Here is a 15,736-nt window from a genome sequence, read left to right as displayed (position 1 = left end):
CACCGGCCCGCCGGGCACCTGCCCGGGGAGGCCACCGCGTCCCGGACGGCACGCCCCGGGCCCCCGGCGGCTCCTCAGAAGTCCGCGTCGTCCTGACCGGGCTCGCCCGCCACCACCACACGCAGGTGCTCGGCGATCTCCGCACGCGCCTGCGCGGCCAGCCCCGCATCGGTCACCAGCGTGTCCACCTGCTCCAGCGTGGCGAAGGAACTCAGGCCCACCGTGCCCCACTTGGTGTGGTCGGCGACCACCACGACCCGGCGCGCGGAGTGCACCAGCCGCCGGTTGGTCTCGGCCTCCGCGAGGTTCGGCGTGGACAGGCCGGCCTCCGCCGATATGCCGTGCACGCCGAGGAACAGCACATCGAAGTGGAGCGTGGCGATCGCCTGGTCGGCCACCGGCCCCACCAGCGAGTCCGACGGCGTGCGCACCCCGCCGGTCAACACCACCGTCGCCGCCCCCTGCCGCTGCCCCGAGGTCCGCTGAGCCGCGTGGAAGACGTCCGCGACCCGCAGCGAGTTCGTCACCACGGTCAGGTCGGGCACCTCCAGCAGATGCTGGGCGAGCGCGTACGTCGTCGTACCGCCCGACAGGGCGATCGCCGCACCCGGCGCGACCAGCCGGGCGGCGGCGCGTGCGATGTCCTCCTTGGCGGACAGCTCCAGCCCCGACTTCGCCTCGAACCCCGGCTCGTGAGTGCTCGCCTCGAGGACCGGCACCGCACCGCCGTGCACCTTCTCCAGCATCCCCTGCCGGGCGAGCGTGTCCAGGTCGCGGCGCACGGTCATGTCCGACACACCCAGCTGGCGGGTCAGTTCGTTGACCCGCACACCGCCCCGGCGGCGGACCTCGTCCAGGATCAGGGCGCGGCGCTGCTCCGCGAGGAGGTTCTGATTCTCGCTCACGTACGCTCCGCTCCTTTCACCGCCACCCGTCCGACACGCCCGGCACAGCGGCCCCGACCTGGAAATCCCCTCGGTCCGGCAGTACGCGGGCGTCCCATCCTTTCACGGGTCGGCACCGCTCGCGCCACCACCTGCCGGCCCCGCATCCGCCCCCTGGGGGCGCGCCGTCCGCCCGTCGTCACCCGGATCGGGGAGATTCCGTGAGGAGTGGGACACGGGGCCGCCGCACCGGAGACCCTGGACGGCGCACGGCACAGACATCAGGGTGTCACGGGGGAAGTGCGAGAACAGTGGAACGTACGCAGGAACGCCCCGAGGGGCGGCACGCGGACCGGCCCGCCGAGCCGGGCCAGGACCTGGAACTGCTGGTGCACGGGGTCGGCGGCGCCACGCCCGAGAAGATGCTCGGCGACCCGCGCACGGTCCGGGTCACCGGCGACGACACGGCCGCCGTCTTCCGGCGCGCCGAGGACGCGGAAGCCAACGGCCAGGACACGGAAGCCGCTGGTCAGGGGACGGAACCCGCCGGTCAGGGCGCGCGGGCCGCCGGGCGCGGTTCCCCGAACGGGCCGGTCCGGGAAGCGTACGTCTGGTGCAACCTGACCTCCGGCGACGGCAGCCGCGCCCTGTGGCTGTTGCTGCTGCCGTTCATGGTCGTCAACCTCGCCCACTGGATGCGCCCCGCCGCACCCGGCCGGCAGCGCACCGTCCGGCTCTACGGCCTCCTCGTGCGCCTGGCCGCCCTCACCCTGACGGCGCTCCTGGTCGGCGCCGCCTGCGAGGTCGCCCTGGACCTGGTGGCCTGGCAGTGCGCGGGCGTCCCCGACTGCGTCCGCCGCCACTCCTGGCTGGGCTTCCTGGCCCCCGCGGCCGACGGGGCACCGGCCGGGGCCGGTGGCTGGTGGAGCGCGCCCGGCCGCCGGCTCGCCCTCGCCTCGACGCTGCCGGCCGCGCTCACCGGCCTGCTCTGGTACCTCTCGCACCGCACCTGGAGCGCCTACGAGTCCCACCGCCCGCTGTCCCCCGACGCTCGGACGGACACCGGCGGCAGCGCGCTGGCCCGGCCCGGCTTCTGGTTCGGGCGCCGCCTGGTGGCCCGGCTGCGGGCCGCTCACACCGCGGCCGGCCTGCTGACGGTGGCCGCCGCCGTAGCCACCCCCGCGGTCCGCTTCGACCACCGCCCCGGCGGCCCCGCCGCCCTGGACGTCCTCGGCCGGCTGCTCATCACGGCCCTGCTCGTCTGCGCGGGCGTGGCCGTGGGCGTGGTCTGCCGCCGGGGCCGCAGCGAGAACCGCCTCGACCAGCGCCTCGACCGGCACCTCGTGCGCCGCCTGCCGCTCGGCGCGCTCGGTCTGCTGCTGCTCACCCTGCTCTACGCCGGCTGGTCCCGGCCCGGCTGGCAGTCCACCGGACGGCTGCCCGGGGACCCGGCCTTCGGCGCCCTCACGGCGGCCCAGGGCCTGCTCGTCGTCGCCCTCGGCGCCGTGGCCCGGGACCTGTACCGCCGCTGCCCCGACCCGCGCGCCGGGATGCGCGGCCTCGGCGGCCCCGCCGTCGCCCTGCTCGCCTGCGCGCTGGGCGGCGTGATCTCCGGCGGGGTCGCCCAGCGCGTCGCCGACTGGCTGGACGGCACCCGTGCCCTGCTCGCCGGGCCGCCCGTCCTGCTCACCTGGCAGGCGTCCGCCATCCCGCCGATCCTGGCCGTCCTGCTGCTCCTCGCCGCCCGGCTCGCCCTGGACACCGCCCGGCTCGCCCGCGCCGAACGCGACCGGGTCCGCCACGAGCACCCCGGTGAACCCGAGGACCCCTCCCGCACCCGCGCCGTCGCACACGCCCGGGCCATGGCCACGCTCACCGACCGGGCGCCCCTCGTCCTCGCCGTGGTCACCGCAGCCACCCTGCTGCTGGGCAGCGCGGCCCTGGCCGGCGCCCTGGCCACGGGGAAGACGCCCGACGGCGCCGCCCGCCGCACCCAGCACCTGGTCCAGGCCGTGGCCGAGACCTCACAGGCGCTGGGCTCCTGGCTGGTGGGGTTCGGCTTCCTGCTCTTCGTGACCTGGGGCCGGCGCGCCTACAAGGACGCCTCCGCCCGGCGCACCATCGGCATCCTCTGGGACGTGGGCACCTTCTGGCCGCGGGCCGCCCACCCCTTCGCACCCCCCTGCTACGCCGAACGCGCGGTGCCGGACCTGACCTGGCGGATGGCGACCTGGACGCGGCACACCGGCGGCCGGCTCGTCCTGTCCGGCCACTCCCAGGGCAGCGTCCTCGCCGCCGCGGCGGCCTGGCAACTGCCGCCGTCGGTACGCGGGCGGGTCGCCCTGCTCACCTACGGCTCCCCGCTGGAACGCCTGTACGGCCGCTGGTTCCCGGCCCACTTCGGCCCGCCGGCGCTCGCGTCCCTGCACCACGACATCGCCTGCTGGCGCAACCTCCACCGCCCCACCGACCCCATCGGCGGCCCCGTCCGTGTCTCCGACGGCACCACCCCCGAGGTCGACAAGGCCTTACGGGACCCCCTCGCCTACGGCCGCACCGACGAGCACCCTCTCCCCGCCCCGATCCTGGGCCACTCCGACTACCAGGCGGACCCCGCCTTCACCCGCGAACGGGCCCAACTCCTCAGCCGCCTGCGCCCGGAGCTGCCGGGACAGCGCCCGGACCCCGCACCGGGCGGACGAGGCCACGGCTAGCCCCCGTCGGCGCCACACACGCATCCCCGGAAGGGAGACACGGCCGGGCCGCTCAGGGCAGGTCCGGCAGGTCCTCCCCGAACAGCAGGGTCAGATCGTCGGTGGTCGGGTCGGCGACCTGGGCGACGCGGCTCGCGTGCCGCTCCACCATCGCCTCGAACGTCTGCCGGGCCGTACGGCCGTTGCCGAACGCGGGCCCTTTCGGAAGCGCGGTGAAGTACTTCAGCAGGGCCTCGGACGCGCCCGGGGCCAGCCGGTACTCGTGCTCGTCGGCCTGCTGCTCCACGATCCGCAGCAACTCCTCGGCGCCGTAGTCGCCGAACGTGATGGTGCGGGAGAAGCGGGAGGCGACGCCCGGGTTGACCGAGAGGAAGCGCTCCATCTCCGCGGTGTAACCCGCGACGATCACCACCACCGCGTCCCGCTGGTCCTCCATCAGCTTCACCAGCGTGTCGATGGCCTCCTTGCCGAAATCCCGGCCGGCGTCCTGGGGGGACAGCGCGTACGCCTCGTCGATGAACAGCACACCGCCGCGCGCCCGCTGGAACGCCTCCTGGGTGCGGATCGCCGTGGAACCGATGTGCTCCCCGACCAGGTCGACCCGGGACACCTCGACCAGATGGCCCTTCTCCAGCACACCGAGGGAGGCGAGGATCTCGCCGTACAGTCGGGCGACGGTCGTCTTGCCGGTGCCGGGGGAACCGGTGAAGACCAGGTGCCGCTTGACGGAGGCCGCCTTCAGCCCGGCCCGCTGCCGGCGCCGGCCCACCTCGATCATGTCGATCAGCGCACGCACCTCGCGTTTGACGCTCTCCAGGCCCACCAGCGCGTCGAGCTCCCCGAGCACGTCCTTCGACGAGCGCCGCGGCGCCTGCGCTTCCGCGACGGCGATGGGCGGTTCCCGCTCCGCCGTCTGCTGCCCGGGGATCGCGCCCAGCAGACCGGCGCCCTGCGGCACCGTCTGCACGGCCGCCTCACGGGGCGCGGGCGGCCGGGGACCGCCGCTCTCGTCGCTGGTGCAGTCCTCCACCACCGGTCCCGTCCCGGATCCCGCGTCCGGGCCGCCGTCGGCGAACTCGTACCCACCGCGCGCGCATCGCTCCGTGCGGCATCTGCGCAGTGTCGTACGGCAGCCGTCGAGCACATGGAAGCCGTACCCGCCGCTGCCGCTGACCCGGCAGTTCAGGAAGCTGCCCCGGCCGCCCGCGGACACGTAGAAACCGGCCTCCGAGGGGGAGTCGACCGTGCAGCGCTCGATGGTCGGGTCCGCGCCCTTGGTGACGATCACGCCCGTCTGGGTGCCGTCCAGGGTGCAGTTGCCGAGCGTGCCGCCGCTGCCGTGGTCGCGGAACCAGGCACCGGTGGCGGCGTCCCGGATCCGGCAGTCGTCCAGCTGCGCGGTCGCCCCGTCGCTCACCGAGACGGCCGTGTTGCGTACCTGGGACAGGTCGCTGTCCACGACATCCACGCGGGAACCGCGGTCCAGCACGAACAGCGCGTCCGGCACGTCGTGCACCCGGCAGGAGTCGAGCACCGCGGTGGCGCCGTCGCTCACCCACACCGCCGGATAGTCACCGGTGCTGTCGAAGATCTCGCACTGGTTGGCGTCCACCCGGGTTCCCGGATCCCACACCGACAGGCCGTTGCGACCGAACTGACGGACCGTCGTCCGGGTCAGGGTGAGCACCGAGCGGGAGCGCAGGTCGACCGCGTTCTCCGGGATGTCGTGGATGCGGCAGTCGGCCAGCGTGAGCACCGCGTCCGTGTCCAGGGTGATGCCGTCGGCGGTGGTGCGGTGCACATCGCAGTCGGTCAGGTGCGCGGTGGCCCGCTCGGTGACCTGCACCCCGGAACCGCGCACCTCGTAGATCTCGCAACCCACCGCCTCCAGCGCGGAGTTCTCGCCGGTCACGGTCAGCCCGGTCCCGGAGGCGTGGTGCACCCGGCAGCGCTCCAGCCGCGGATGCGCGCCGCCGCGGACCGCCACGCCCGCCTGCCCGGCCGCGACGACCTCGCACTCCTCGAACACGCCGCTGCCGCCGTCGAGGACGGTGATGCCGATGCCGGCCGGGTTGTCGACGGTGCAGCGGCGCACGGTCGGGCGGGCACCGCCGCGCACCTCGATGCCGGCGGCGGACCGGGTGACGATGCGCACGTCCATCAGCTCGGGCGTGCCCTCCTCGACCAGTACCGCGGGCGCGGCCGCGTCCTGGCCCTCCACGTGCAGGTCCTGCACCACGGCCGAGGCCCGCACCGTGAGCGGCACCCCGTCCGCGGGGGCGATCCGCACCGAGCCGGAGGACCCCTCGGGCCCACGGAGTGTCACCGCCCGTTCGACGACGAGGTTCTCCCGGTACGTGCCGGGAGCGATGGTGAGGACGTCGCCGTCGGCGGCGGCGTCCAGGGCGGCGGCGAGCGACGCGTACTCACCCGTGCGGCGCCGCCACCGCGAAGTACCGGTGTGCGTCACCTGGACCGTGCCCTGTGCCATGGCGTTGCCGTGCCCCCACCTCGTCGTACTGATGCTCGCCGCCCGCCGGGGCGCTGCCGTGGGCGCCCGGGCCGTGACCCCGCCCTCGGGCCGGAGTGTGTTCGCGCTCCCGGGAACCTGCGCGCCCCGGGGGTTCACGCACCCGCGGGTCGTCGCCGAAACTGCTTCGGCCGGTCCACCGTAGCGTGTGCGTGCGGGCCGGGTTGACCAGAGCCGCAAGGCCGTCAGCTGCCCGTGCCCGCCTTGCCCCAGTCCGGACCCGCCCGCTCCCAGGCCCGGTCCCAGCGGGCGTACCGCCGGCGGATCATGCGCCAGACGGTCAGGCGCCGGCCGGTCTCGACGAGGGCCGCGGTCACCAGGGCCGCGCCGAACCCGGCGAGCGCGGCGTGTGCCGTCGCCGTGGCGCGGTCCAGCGGGCGGGTCGTTATTCGGCCGTGCGGGTCGGACCAGATCCTGAAGCGGTCCCCGCGGCCGGGTGACTCGAGGTCCACCAGGACCTGGCCCCGCCGCCTGCTGCCGTCCGGCGCGCGCCAGTACGCCAGGACGCGGCTGTGGACGTCGCGCCCGGTGGTGGTGTCGGGGTCGGCCTCCGGCGGGGCCCCGCCCAGGTCCCGTACCACCGTGGCGGTGACGAGGTGACGGCCGTGCTGCTGCTGCCGTACGGACCGCTGGAGCGAGTCCTGGGCGGCGGCGCCGACCAGACAGCCGGTCAGGGGGGCGGCCACGGCGATCAGCAGCAGTGCCACGAGGGCCACCCACGCCTCGGCCATATCCGTCGCCCGGCGCAGCGGATTGCGCCGCCAGCGCCACAGTCCGCTCAGTGCCCGCATGGCCCACCCCCTTCCGGTCCGTCATGACCCCGGTTCCCGCGCCCACCCGCGCTCCCGGCCGGGAGCGCGCCGCCTCACGTCCGCCGCCGTACCTCACGTCCGCGGCCTCTCAAGGATTTCTCACGCCCCCTCAACGACCGGCGACCGGCCCCGGGTTCCCGGCCTCCGGACCGCGGCCGCCCGTTTGCCGGTGACGTCCGCGTGGCGGTGGCCCGCGGGCTACGACAGCACGCGCACCGGGTCGCCGATCCTGATCGTGCCGGGCGAGAGGGGCACGAGGTGCACCCCGAACAGCAGCTGCCCGCCGATCCTGCGGTGCCGGGCCAGGGTGTGCAGCGGCTCCCGGCCGCGGACGGCGGAGTCCTGGTCGTTGGTCGTCACCACACAGCGCGCGCAGGCCTTCGGGACGCGGAAGCCGACCTCACCGATCGAGACGCGCGTCCAGTCGTCCTCGGCCCAGGCCTCGGTGCCGGTGACGACGATGTTGGGCCGGAAGCGGGTCATGGGCAGCGGCCCCTCGTCGGCGTGTCCGCCCTGCGCTATGAGCGAGTTCAGGGCGTCCAGCGAGGCCGTCGTGGTGACCAGCAGGGGGAAGCCGTCGGCGAGGTTCACCATCTCGCCGGGCAGTGCGTACGCGGGGACGATCGGGCGGCGGGTGGCCGGATCGTCCAGGTGGACCAGGCGGACGTCGGCCTGGAGATAGGCGCTGCACCAGGCGTGCGCGTCGGCGGCGGCCGGGACGACCTCGACCTTCGTGCCGAAGACGTTCACCGGCACGGTCACGGCCGGGTCCGGCACCTCGACCGTCAGCGGTTCCCGGCCGGGCGCGGACAGACGGACGCCGCCGCCGGCCAGAGGCTCGGCGGCGGCCAGCGCGAGGCGCGGATGCTCGCGCTGCGTGACGACCTTTCCCCCGTCGTCGATCAGTGACCAGCGCCGGTCCCCGGCCAGACCCCACGGCTCCACGACGGCCTCCCCGGGCGCCAGCGCCCGGAACGCCTTGACCGGATGGATGTGGAGCGACTGCACTTCGACGTTTCCCATGCCGTCATCGTGCCAAACGACACCGACAGCCGGGCGCGCCGGTCAGTAACCGCGATACTGCTGCTGTTGCTGCTGGTTGTTGTACGGGTCCTGGTAGGGAGCCGGTGCGGGGCGCGGCGCGGCCGGACGCATGGCCTCGTAGCCGTTGCCCGCCGCCATCGGCCGCTGCTGCTGCTGCGGAGCCTGCGGGCCGGGATAGCCGCGCGGGGCGCTCGCCTGCTGCGGGATGTACGCCGTGGGCGCGTACTGGACCGGTGCGGGCTGCTGTGTCTGCGGGTAGCCGTAGGAGGGGAACTGCGGGGACGGGGCCGCCGGGAGGGCGGGCAGCGCCGACGGCAGGGCGGGCAGGCTGTTGCCCGTGTCGTAGGCGGCGGGGACCCGGATCGGGGCGATCTGAGGGGTGCCCCGCTCGGCCACGAGCGAGTCGTAGATCGGGGTGTCCGGGAAGGAGGCGGAGTAGTAGCCGCCGCCATAAGTGGAGCGGGGGGAGGTCATGGCACATAAGTTAAGCCCACGATGTGCTGGTTGGGGAGACCGATAAGAGGGTTGTTTTCCGTGTCGGCAGCGGCGTGGGACCCCCAATCCGAGCGAACTCGGCAAAAAGGGACACCGATCCACGTTTGGATCGTGTAAAGGCCGCGTTCTTGCCGGGTTACCGGCGGTTGACCGGCGATCTTCCTGTGCCGTTCGTGGGCGTTCGCCGTACGCGGGAATAAGTTGTGCGGGTAGGGACGACCCGGACCGCCGGGGCGAAAACCATGAGCGAAGACCCTATGGGGGCGGACATGTCAATGCCGAAAGGCGCCAACGTAGCTGTGCCGACCGCGGCCCTGCGCGTCGAACTGGGCTGGCGCACCGAGCCAGGGACACCGGACGCGGATGCCTCGGCGCTGCTGCTCACCGCCGGGAAGGTCCGCTCCGACGAGGACTTCGTCTTCTACAACCAGCCCGCGCACCCCTCCGGGGCGGTCCGCCACGAGGGCAAGCGGACGGCCGGCGGACGCGTCACCGACGCTCTTGTCGCCGACCTCGCGCGCGTGGAGGCCGCCGTCGAGCGCGTCGTCCTCGCCGCCTCCGCGGACGGCGGGACGTTCGGGCAGGTCCCCGGCCTCTACATCGAGGTCACCGACGCGGCCTCCGGCCAGGTCGTCGCCCGCTTCGACAGCCCCGGCGCGACCGTGGAGACGGCCTTCGTGCTCGGCGAGTTCTACCGCCGCCAGGATGGCTGGAAGTTCCGCGCCGTGGGCCAGGGGTACAGCAGCGGACTCGGGGGCCTGGCAACGGACTTCGGCATCACCGTGGACGAGCCGCAGCAGGCGGCGCCGACGACGGCCCCGGCTCCGAAGCCGGCCCCCGCGTCCCCGCCGCCCGCCCCGGCACCGGCACCGGCCCCGGCACCTGCGGCCGTGCCGCCGCCGCCCGCGCCCGCCGTTCCCCCCGGGCCCGCCGCCCAGCCGGTCCGCCTGTCCAAGGTCACCCTCACCAAGGCGGCTCCCTCCGTCTCGCTCGCCAAGCAGGGCGGCAGCACCGGAACCATGCGCGTGAACCTCAACTGGCAGGTGCGCAAGCAGTTCCCGGGCCGTATCGGCCGATGGGGCGGCGGTCCGAACGTCGACCTCGACCTGGGTGCCCTGTACGAACTCGCCGACGGCCGCAAGGGAGTCGTCCAGGCCCTCGGCAACGCCTTCGGCTCGCTCCACCGGCCGCCGTACATCCACCTGGACGGCGACGACCGCACCGGAGCCATGGCGAGCGGCGAGAACCTCTCCATCAACCTCGACCACACGCGGGACTTCCGGCGCGTCCTCGTCTTCGTCACCATCTACGAAGGCGCCAGGTCCTTCGCCGACCTGCACGCCACCGTCACCCTCCAGCCGCAGTACGGCGCCCCCATCGACTTCTCGCTGGACGAGTGCACCGTCCCGTCCCCGGTGTGCGCGCTCGCCCTCATCACCAACACCGGTGGTGACCTCGTCGTCCAGCGCGAGGCGCGGTACCTCGTGCCGGAGCGCGGTGTGAGCCCGCAGCGGACCATGGACCAGGCCTACGGATGGGGCATGAACTGGACGCCGGGCCGCAAGTGAGGCGGCTCAGCCCTCGTCGGGCACGGCGTCCGGGCGGGCGTAGGTGCGGCCCTTCCAGGCGGCTCCGCGCCCGCGGTAGTGCCGCACCGCGGAGTCGACCGTCATCAGCAGGTACAGCAACGCGGTGAACGGCAGCAGCGGAGCGAGCCACAGCGGCTGCCGGTAGTAGCGCAGCATCGGCACGTACGTGCCCGCCATCACCGCCCACGCCAGCCCGCCCGTGGCCGCCGTCGCCGTACTGCCGCCCGCCACGCCGGCGACGACCGCGGTGGGCGGCACCAGGTAGACAAGCGCCAGCCCGGCGACCGTACCGAGAAGCAGCAGCGGATGGTGCCGCAGCTGGGCGTAGGCACTGCGCGCGACCATCCGCCACAGGTCGCGCAGCCGCGGATACGGGCGCACGCTGTCCACCCGGTCGGCCAGCCCCAGCCACACACGGCCCCCGGCGCGCTTCACCGCGCGCGCGAGCGCGACGTCGTCGATGACGGCCTGCCGGATCGCGTCCGGGACACGCGCCTCCTCCGCCATGCCCGCCCGCAGCAGGACACAGCCGCCCGCCGCCGCGGCCGTACGCGACCCCTCCCGGCCGATCCACCGGAAGGGGTACAGCTGGGCGAAGAAGTACACGAAAGCCGGCACCACGAGCCGCTCCCACGTACTCTCCACCCGCAGCCGCGCCATCTGCGACACCACGTCGAAGCCGCCGGTCCGGGCCGCCGCGACCAGCTCACGCAGGCTGTCGGGGGCGTGCGCGATGTCCGCGTCCGTCAGCAGCAGATACGCGGGCTCACGCGCGCGTGCCAGCCCGATGCCGTACCGCACCGCCCACAGCTTGCCCGTCCAGCCCGCCGGCGGCTCACCGGGCGACCCGACGGTCAGCGGCAGCCCGCCGTGCCGCCGGGACAGCTCCCGGGCCAGGTCCCCGGTGCCGTCCGTGCTCCCGTCGTCCACCAGGAAGACCTCGGCCCGCCCCGGATAGTCCTGCGCCAGCAGCGACGGCAGGGCGGCGGGCAGCACCTCGGCCTCGTCGCGGGCCGGTACGACCACACAGACCGGCGGCCACGCGTCCGGTTCCCGGCGCCGCGGCAGCCGGACGTCCGTACGCCAGAAGAAGCCCTGGCCCAGCAGCAGCCAGCACCAGGCGGCCAACGACCCGACGGTGATCCACAGAAAGGCGCTCACGGCCGCAGTCTGCCCCACCGGAGAGGCCCACAAGGGCGCATCGTCTATCGTGGCCGGGTGAAGATCGCGCTCATGGACTCCGGAATCGGCCTGCTGGCGGCCACCGCCGCGGTACGGCGCCTGCGGCCCGACGCGGATCTCGTGCTCTCCCTGGACCCCGACGGCATGCCGTGGGGACCGCGCACCCCCGAGGACCTCACCCGGCGTGCACTGGCCGTCGCCGAGGCCGCCGCGGCCCACCGGCCCGACGCGCTCATCATCGGCTGCAACACCGCCACCGTGCACGCCCTGCCCACGCTGCGCGCCCGTCTGGAGCCGGGCATACCGGTCATCGGCACGGTCCCGGCCATCAAGCCGGCCGCGGCCGGCGGCGGCCCCGTCGCGATCTGGGCGACCCCCGCCACCACGGGCAGCGCCTACCAGCGCGGACTCATCGAGGCGTTCGCCGGCGGCGTCCGGGTGACCGAGGTGCCCTGCTGGGGTCTCGCCGAGGCCGTCGAACACGCGGACGAGACGGCCATCGACGCAGCCGTCGCCGCGGCGGCCCGGCTGACACCCGACGATGTAACGACCGTCGTCCTGGGCTGCACCCATTACGAACTGGTGGGGGAACGTATCCGCGCCTCCGTCCAGCAGCCCGCCGCCGCCCCGCTCGTCCTGCACGGCTCCGCCGGCGCCGTGGCCGCCCAGGCCCTGCGCCGACTCGGCGAGCAGCCCGCGCCCGAGGCGCCCGCCGACGGCACCCTCACCGTCCTGCTGAGCGGCCGGGACAGCGGCCGGCTGCCCGCGGCCGCGCTGCACTACGCCGAGGGGCAGCTGCTGCCGCCCGTCGGTTCGGTCGCCGACCACAGGTGACAGGCCCCGCGGCGACAGCGGGGTGCGGGTGTGGTGCCGGAGAGCGGTGCGCGGTGCGTGGCGCGTGAAGCAGCCTTCGGGCCGCGTGCAGCAGTCTTCGGGCCGCGTGCAGCAGTCTTCGGCACGTGCCGGGGCCTGTGCGGTCGTGCCGGGGCCGGTGCGCATCACACCGAGCCCGGTGCGGGACGCGCCGAGCGGTCACCCTCCGCGAGCGGGTACCACCGCAGCGAAACCTGAGTAACCTCGTGAACATGAGGGACCACCCCCACGCCGACGAGGGCCCCCAGCCCGACGTCTGGACCGGGCGCGCCACCAACCGGGTCCAGTGGGTGCTGGCGCTGGCCGGCGCCGCCTGCCTGGCGCTCGGCATCGAGCTGGCCGTCGACTCGGCCTGGAACTCCGGCGTCGCGGCGCTCGCGATGTCCGTCGTGGGCTGCATCGCCGCCGGCCTGCTGGTCATCTTCGGCACGCTCGCCTTCGTGCACGTCGACCTCAGGCTCGACAGGGAGTGTCTGGAAGTGCGCTGCGGCCACATGGGGCTGCCTCGCCGCCGTATCCCGCTCTCCGCCGTGGCCGGCGCCGACTTCGCCGCCCTCGTCACCCCCCGCCAGTGGGGCGGCTGGGGCTACCGCTGGCGCCCCGAGATGGGCACCGCGGTGGTCGTGCGCCGCGGCGAGGGCATCGTGCTGCGCCTGTGGGACGGCCACACGTTCACGATCACCGTGGACAACGCGGAATCGGCGGTACGGGTCATCAGGGACCGGCTGCGGACGATCACACCGGGACCGGCTCGCTGACCCGTCCCTGGCGGGTCCACCGGGCCGGCCCATGGGCGAAACGGTCGCCACCCGGACTCGCACGGGGGAACGGTCGGCATCCGGACTCGCACGGGCGAACGGTCGGCGACCGGACTCACAGGGGCGCACGGTCGGCACGCGGAGGAAGCGGCGGTGGGCGGGGCGGCCCGGGCGGTTCGCTCGCGGGCCGTTCAGAACGGCGTCGGCAGCGGCGGCGTCGCCGGGGCCGACGCGTCGAGCCGGCCCGGACCGGCGCCCAGGACGCCGTACCGGCCCGCCGGACGCAGCCCGTCCCACCACAGCCGTACCCGGTACGGCGTCAACCGGACCTCCAGCGCCCGGACGAGGTCGTCGGGCACGCATCCGCGGCGACCGCCCACACTGTGCCCGGCACCAGGGACGCCACCACCGCAGGCGACTGAAGGCGATTCGCGGACGACCCCGGCGCCCTTCCCACCCCCCGGGTGGGGGCCACCGGCCCCCGGCCGGTGGCACCGTCGCAGGGACGGCCGGCCCGGATCATCGGTGCACGGGGGAAGGGCGCCGCCCAGCGACCCGCCGGTGCGCGGGAACCGCGCCCACCAGCGACAACCGCCGGTGCGCCGGCGCCGAACCGTGCTGTCGGCCGTGACGTCCACCGCCGTACACTCACCCGGGTGACCGTCACCGCAACTTCCGTGGACCAGCCGGACCAGCTCCAGCCGCAGCCCGCCCCCGGCGCGCGCGGCAGTCGGCTGCTGCGCCTGGTCCCGGCCGCCGCCTCCGCGCTCTGCGGGGTGCTGCTCTACGTCAGCTTCCCGCCGCGCACCCTGTGGTGGCTGGCCCTCCCCGCCTTCGCCGGCCTCGGCTGGGTGCTGCGCGGCCGGAGCTGGAAGGCCGCCCTCGGGCTCGGCTACCTCTTCGGGCTGGGCTTCCTGCTGCCGCTGCTCGTGTGGACCGGTGTGGAGGTCGGCCCGGTGCCCTGGCTGGCTCTGGCCGCCGTGGAGGCGGTCTTCGTCGCGCTGGTCGCCGTGGGAGTGGCCGCCGTCTCCAGGCTGCCGGTCTGGCCGGTGTGGGCCGCCGCCATGTGGATCGCCGGCGAAGCGGTACGCGCGCGCGTACCCTTCCGCGGTTTCCCCTGGGGCAAGATCGCGTTCGGTCAGGCGGACGGCGTCTTCCTGCCGCTCGCCGCGGTGGGCGGCAGTCCGGTGCTCGGCTTCGGGGTCGTGCTGTGCGGATTCGGCCTGTACGAGGCGGGGCGGCTGATCGCCGAGCAGCGCCGGACGCGGGTCCTGCGGCGCGCCGCCGCGACCGCCGCGCTGCTGAGCGTCGCCGTACCGGTGGCCGGCGCTGTCGCCGCTCGCGCGCTGGTGAGCGACGGCGCGGAGAACGGCACGGCCACCGTGGCGGTCATCCAGGGCAACGTGCCGCGCTCCGGGCTGGAGTTCAACGCCCAGCGGCGGGCCGTGCTCGACTACCACGCGCGAGAGACGCACAAGCTCGCCGCCGACGTCAGGGCCGGCCGGGCCGCCAAGCCCGACTTCGTCCTGTGGCCGGAGAACTCCTCCGACATCGACCCCTTCGAGTATCCCGACGCCGCCCTCGTCATCGAGCAGGCGGCCAAGGACATCGGGGTGCCCATCTCCGTGGGCGGCGTGGTGGAGCGGGACGGCAAGCTGCTCAACGAGCAGATCCTGTGGGACCCGGTCAAGGGCCCCACGCACACCTACGACAAGCGGCAGATCCAGCCCTTCGGCGAGTACCTTCCGCTGCGCTCCCTCATCGGCGCGATCAACCCGAACTGGACCAGCATGGTCCGCCAGGACATCAGCCCGGGCCGCAAGCCGGGCGTGTTCGACTTCGACGGCGTCAAGGTCGGCCTGGCCACCTGCTACGAGGCCGCCTTCGACTGGGCCGTACGGGACACGGTGACGCACGGCGCGCAGATGATCTCCGTGCCGAGCAACAACGCCACCTTCGACCGCAGCGAGATGACCTACCAGCAACTCGCCATGTCCCGGATCCGTGCCGTCGAGCACAGCCGCACGGTGACGGTGCCGGTGACCAGCGGGGTGAGCGCGATCATCATGCCGGACGGACGGATCACCCAGAGGACCGGCATGTTCGTGCCCGCCTACCTCGTCCAGAAGGTACCGCTGCGCACTTCGACGACCCCCGCGACGAAGCTGGGCATCCTCCCGGAGATGGCGCTGGTACTGGTCGCGGCGGGCGGGATCGGCTGGGCGGTCGGGTCCGGTCTGCGCGCCCGGCGCGCCGGCGCCGCGTAACCGTACCGATCGGCGTACGGCCGCGGGGCACTCGCCGAGCGGCCACCGGACAGGACAGCGGACCGGCCCGCCATGATCCGTCCCGCTAGGGTCGGATCATGGCAACTCCTGATTTCATCCGCACGCTCCGGGCCTCTGCCGGCCGGCAGCTGCTCTGGCTGCCCGGGGTCAGCGCGATCGTCTTCGACGACGAGGACCGCGTACTGCTCGGCCGGCGCACCGACACGCGCAAGTGGTCGGTGATCGGCGGCATCCCGGAGCCGGGCGAGCAGCCCGCCGTCTGTGCCGTGCGCGAGGTCTTCGAGGAGACGGCGGTGCACTGCGTCGCCGAACGGGTCGTGCTGGTACAGGCCCTGGACCCGGTCACCTACCCCAACGGCGACATCTGCCAGTACATGGACATCACCATCCGCTGCCGGGCGGTGGGCGGGGAGGCCCGCGTCAACGACGACGAGTCGCTGGACGTCGGCTGGTTCGCCGTGGACGCGCTGCCCCCGCTCCACGAGTTCGGGCTCTTCCGGATCAAGCAGGCCATGTCCGACGCACCCACATGGTTCGACGCTACGACTGTCGATTGAAGTATGGGGC

The 15,736-nt window shown here is 74.3% G+C and carries 13 protein-coding genes; 6 read left to right on the top strand and 7 right to left on the bottom strand.

Features of this window, described 5'->3' with window-relative positions; genetic code table 11:
* Positions 1-74 precede the first annotated feature (74 nt).
* Complete coding sequence (locus ABZ117_RS23565; RefSeq protein WP_356823701.1) at positions 75-905, bottom strand: DeoR/GlpR family DNA-binding transcription regulator; 831 nt, start codon at positions 903-905, stop codon at positions 75-77.
* A gap of 356 nt (positions 906-1,261) precedes the next feature.
* Between ABZ117_RS23565 and ABZ117_RS23560 the strand changes: the two genes are divergently transcribed.
* Entirely contained in the window at positions 1,262-3,598 is a 2,337-nt protein-coding gene (locus tag ABZ117_RS23560) for a hypothetical protein (RefSeq protein ID WP_356823797.1), read from the top strand.
* A 52-nt stretch (positions 3,599-3,650) separates the two neighbouring features.
* Here the strand turns inward: ABZ117_RS23560 and ABZ117_RS23555 are convergent, their stop codons facing one another.
* The 4 genes from ABZ117_RS23555 to ABZ117_RS23540 form a co-directional block, all read right to left on the bottom strand.
* Positions 3,651-6,089 carry a right-handed parallel beta-helix repeat-containing protein gene (locus tag ABZ117_RS23555; RefSeq protein WP_356823699.1) on the bottom strand — a complete coding sequence of 813 codons (2,439 nt, stop codon included), beginning with the start codon at positions 6,087-6,089 and terminating at the stop codon, positions 3,651-3,653.
* A 224-nt stretch (positions 6,090-6,313) separates the two neighbouring features.
* Complete coding sequence (locus ABZ117_RS23550) at positions 6,314-6,919, bottom strand: hypothetical protein (protein WP_356823697.1); 606 nt, start codon at positions 6,917-6,919, stop codon at positions 6,314-6,316.
* A 219-nt stretch (positions 6,920-7,138) separates the two neighbouring features.
* Positions 7,139-7,963: an MOSC N-terminal beta barrel domain-containing protein gene (locus ABZ117_RS23545; RefSeq protein ID WP_356823695.1), complete on the bottom strand. Its 825-nt coding sequence runs from the start codon at positions 7,961-7,963 to the stop codon at positions 7,139-7,141.
* 42 nt (positions 7,964-8,005) lie between these two features.
* Entirely contained in the window at positions 8,006-8,458 is a 453-nt protein-coding gene (locus tag ABZ117_RS23540; protein WP_356823693.1) for a DUF6643 family protein, read from the bottom strand.
* A 278-nt stretch (positions 8,459-8,736) separates the two neighbouring features.
* On the opposite strand from ABZ117_RS23540, the gene ABZ117_RS23535 reads away from it, so the two are divergent.
* Positions 8,737-10,047: a TerD family protein gene (locus tag ABZ117_RS23535; protein ID WP_356823796.1), complete on the top strand. Its 1,311-nt coding sequence runs from the start codon at positions 8,737-8,739 to the stop codon at positions 10,045-10,047.
* A 6-nt stretch (positions 10,048-10,053) separates the two neighbouring features.
* Here ABZ117_RS23535 and ABZ117_RS23530 read toward each other — a convergent pair whose 3' ends face one another.
* Positions 10,054-11,247, bottom strand: coding sequence for a glycosyltransferase (locus ABZ117_RS23530; RefSeq protein WP_356823691.1), 1,194 nt, complete (start codon positions 11,245-11,247; stop codon positions 10,054-10,056).
* A gap of 39 nt (positions 11,248-11,286) precedes the next feature.
* Here ABZ117_RS23530 and ABZ117_RS23525 point away from each other — a divergent pair, with 39 nt between their 5' ends.
* Both ABZ117_RS23525 and ABZ117_RS23520 read left to right on the top strand, forming a co-directional pair.
* Entirely contained in the window at positions 11,287-12,084 is a 798-nt protein-coding gene (locus tag ABZ117_RS23525) for an aspartate/glutamate racemase family protein (protein WP_356823689.1), read from the top strand.
* 251 nt (positions 12,085-12,335) lie between these two features.
* A complete protein-coding gene (locus tag ABZ117_RS23520; RefSeq protein ID WP_356823687.1) occupies positions 12,336-12,881 on the top strand; it encodes a hypothetical protein in 546 nt (181 codons plus the stop codon).
* A gap of 191 nt (positions 12,882-13,072) precedes the next feature.
* Here the strand turns inward: ABZ117_RS23520 and ABZ117_RS23515 are convergent, their stop codons facing one another.
* Positions 13,073-13,240 carry a hypothetical protein gene (locus ABZ117_RS23515; RefSeq protein WP_356823685.1) on the bottom strand — a complete coding sequence of 56 codons (168 nt, stop codon included), beginning with the start codon at positions 13,238-13,240 and terminating at the stop codon, positions 13,073-13,075.
* A gap of 297 nt (positions 13,241-13,537) precedes the next feature.
* Here ABZ117_RS23515 and lnt point away from each other — a divergent pair, with 297 nt between their 5' ends.
* Together lnt and ABZ117_RS23505 are read left to right on the top strand one after the other, a co-directional pair.
* Positions 13,538-15,148, top strand: coding sequence for an apolipoprotein N-acyltransferase (gene lnt / locus ABZ117_RS23510; RefSeq protein WP_356823684.1), 1,611 nt, complete (start codon positions 13,538-13,540; stop codon positions 15,146-15,148).
* A 98-nt stretch (positions 15,149-15,246) separates the two neighbouring features.
* Entirely contained in the window at positions 15,247-15,726 is a 480-nt protein-coding gene (locus ABZ117_RS23505; protein WP_356823682.1) for an NUDIX domain-containing protein, read from the top strand.
* Positions 15,727-15,736 lie beyond the last annotated feature (10 nt).

Source organism: Streptomyces sp. NPDC006309 (assembly GCF_040613095.1).
In the GTDB taxonomy this organism is placed as follows: Bacteria; Actinomycetota; Actinomycetes; order Streptomycetales; family Streptomycetaceae; genus Streptomyces.
The sequence above is the reverse complement of the archived record's forward strand: the minus strand, read 5'-3'. Positions and strand labels throughout refer to the sequence as shown.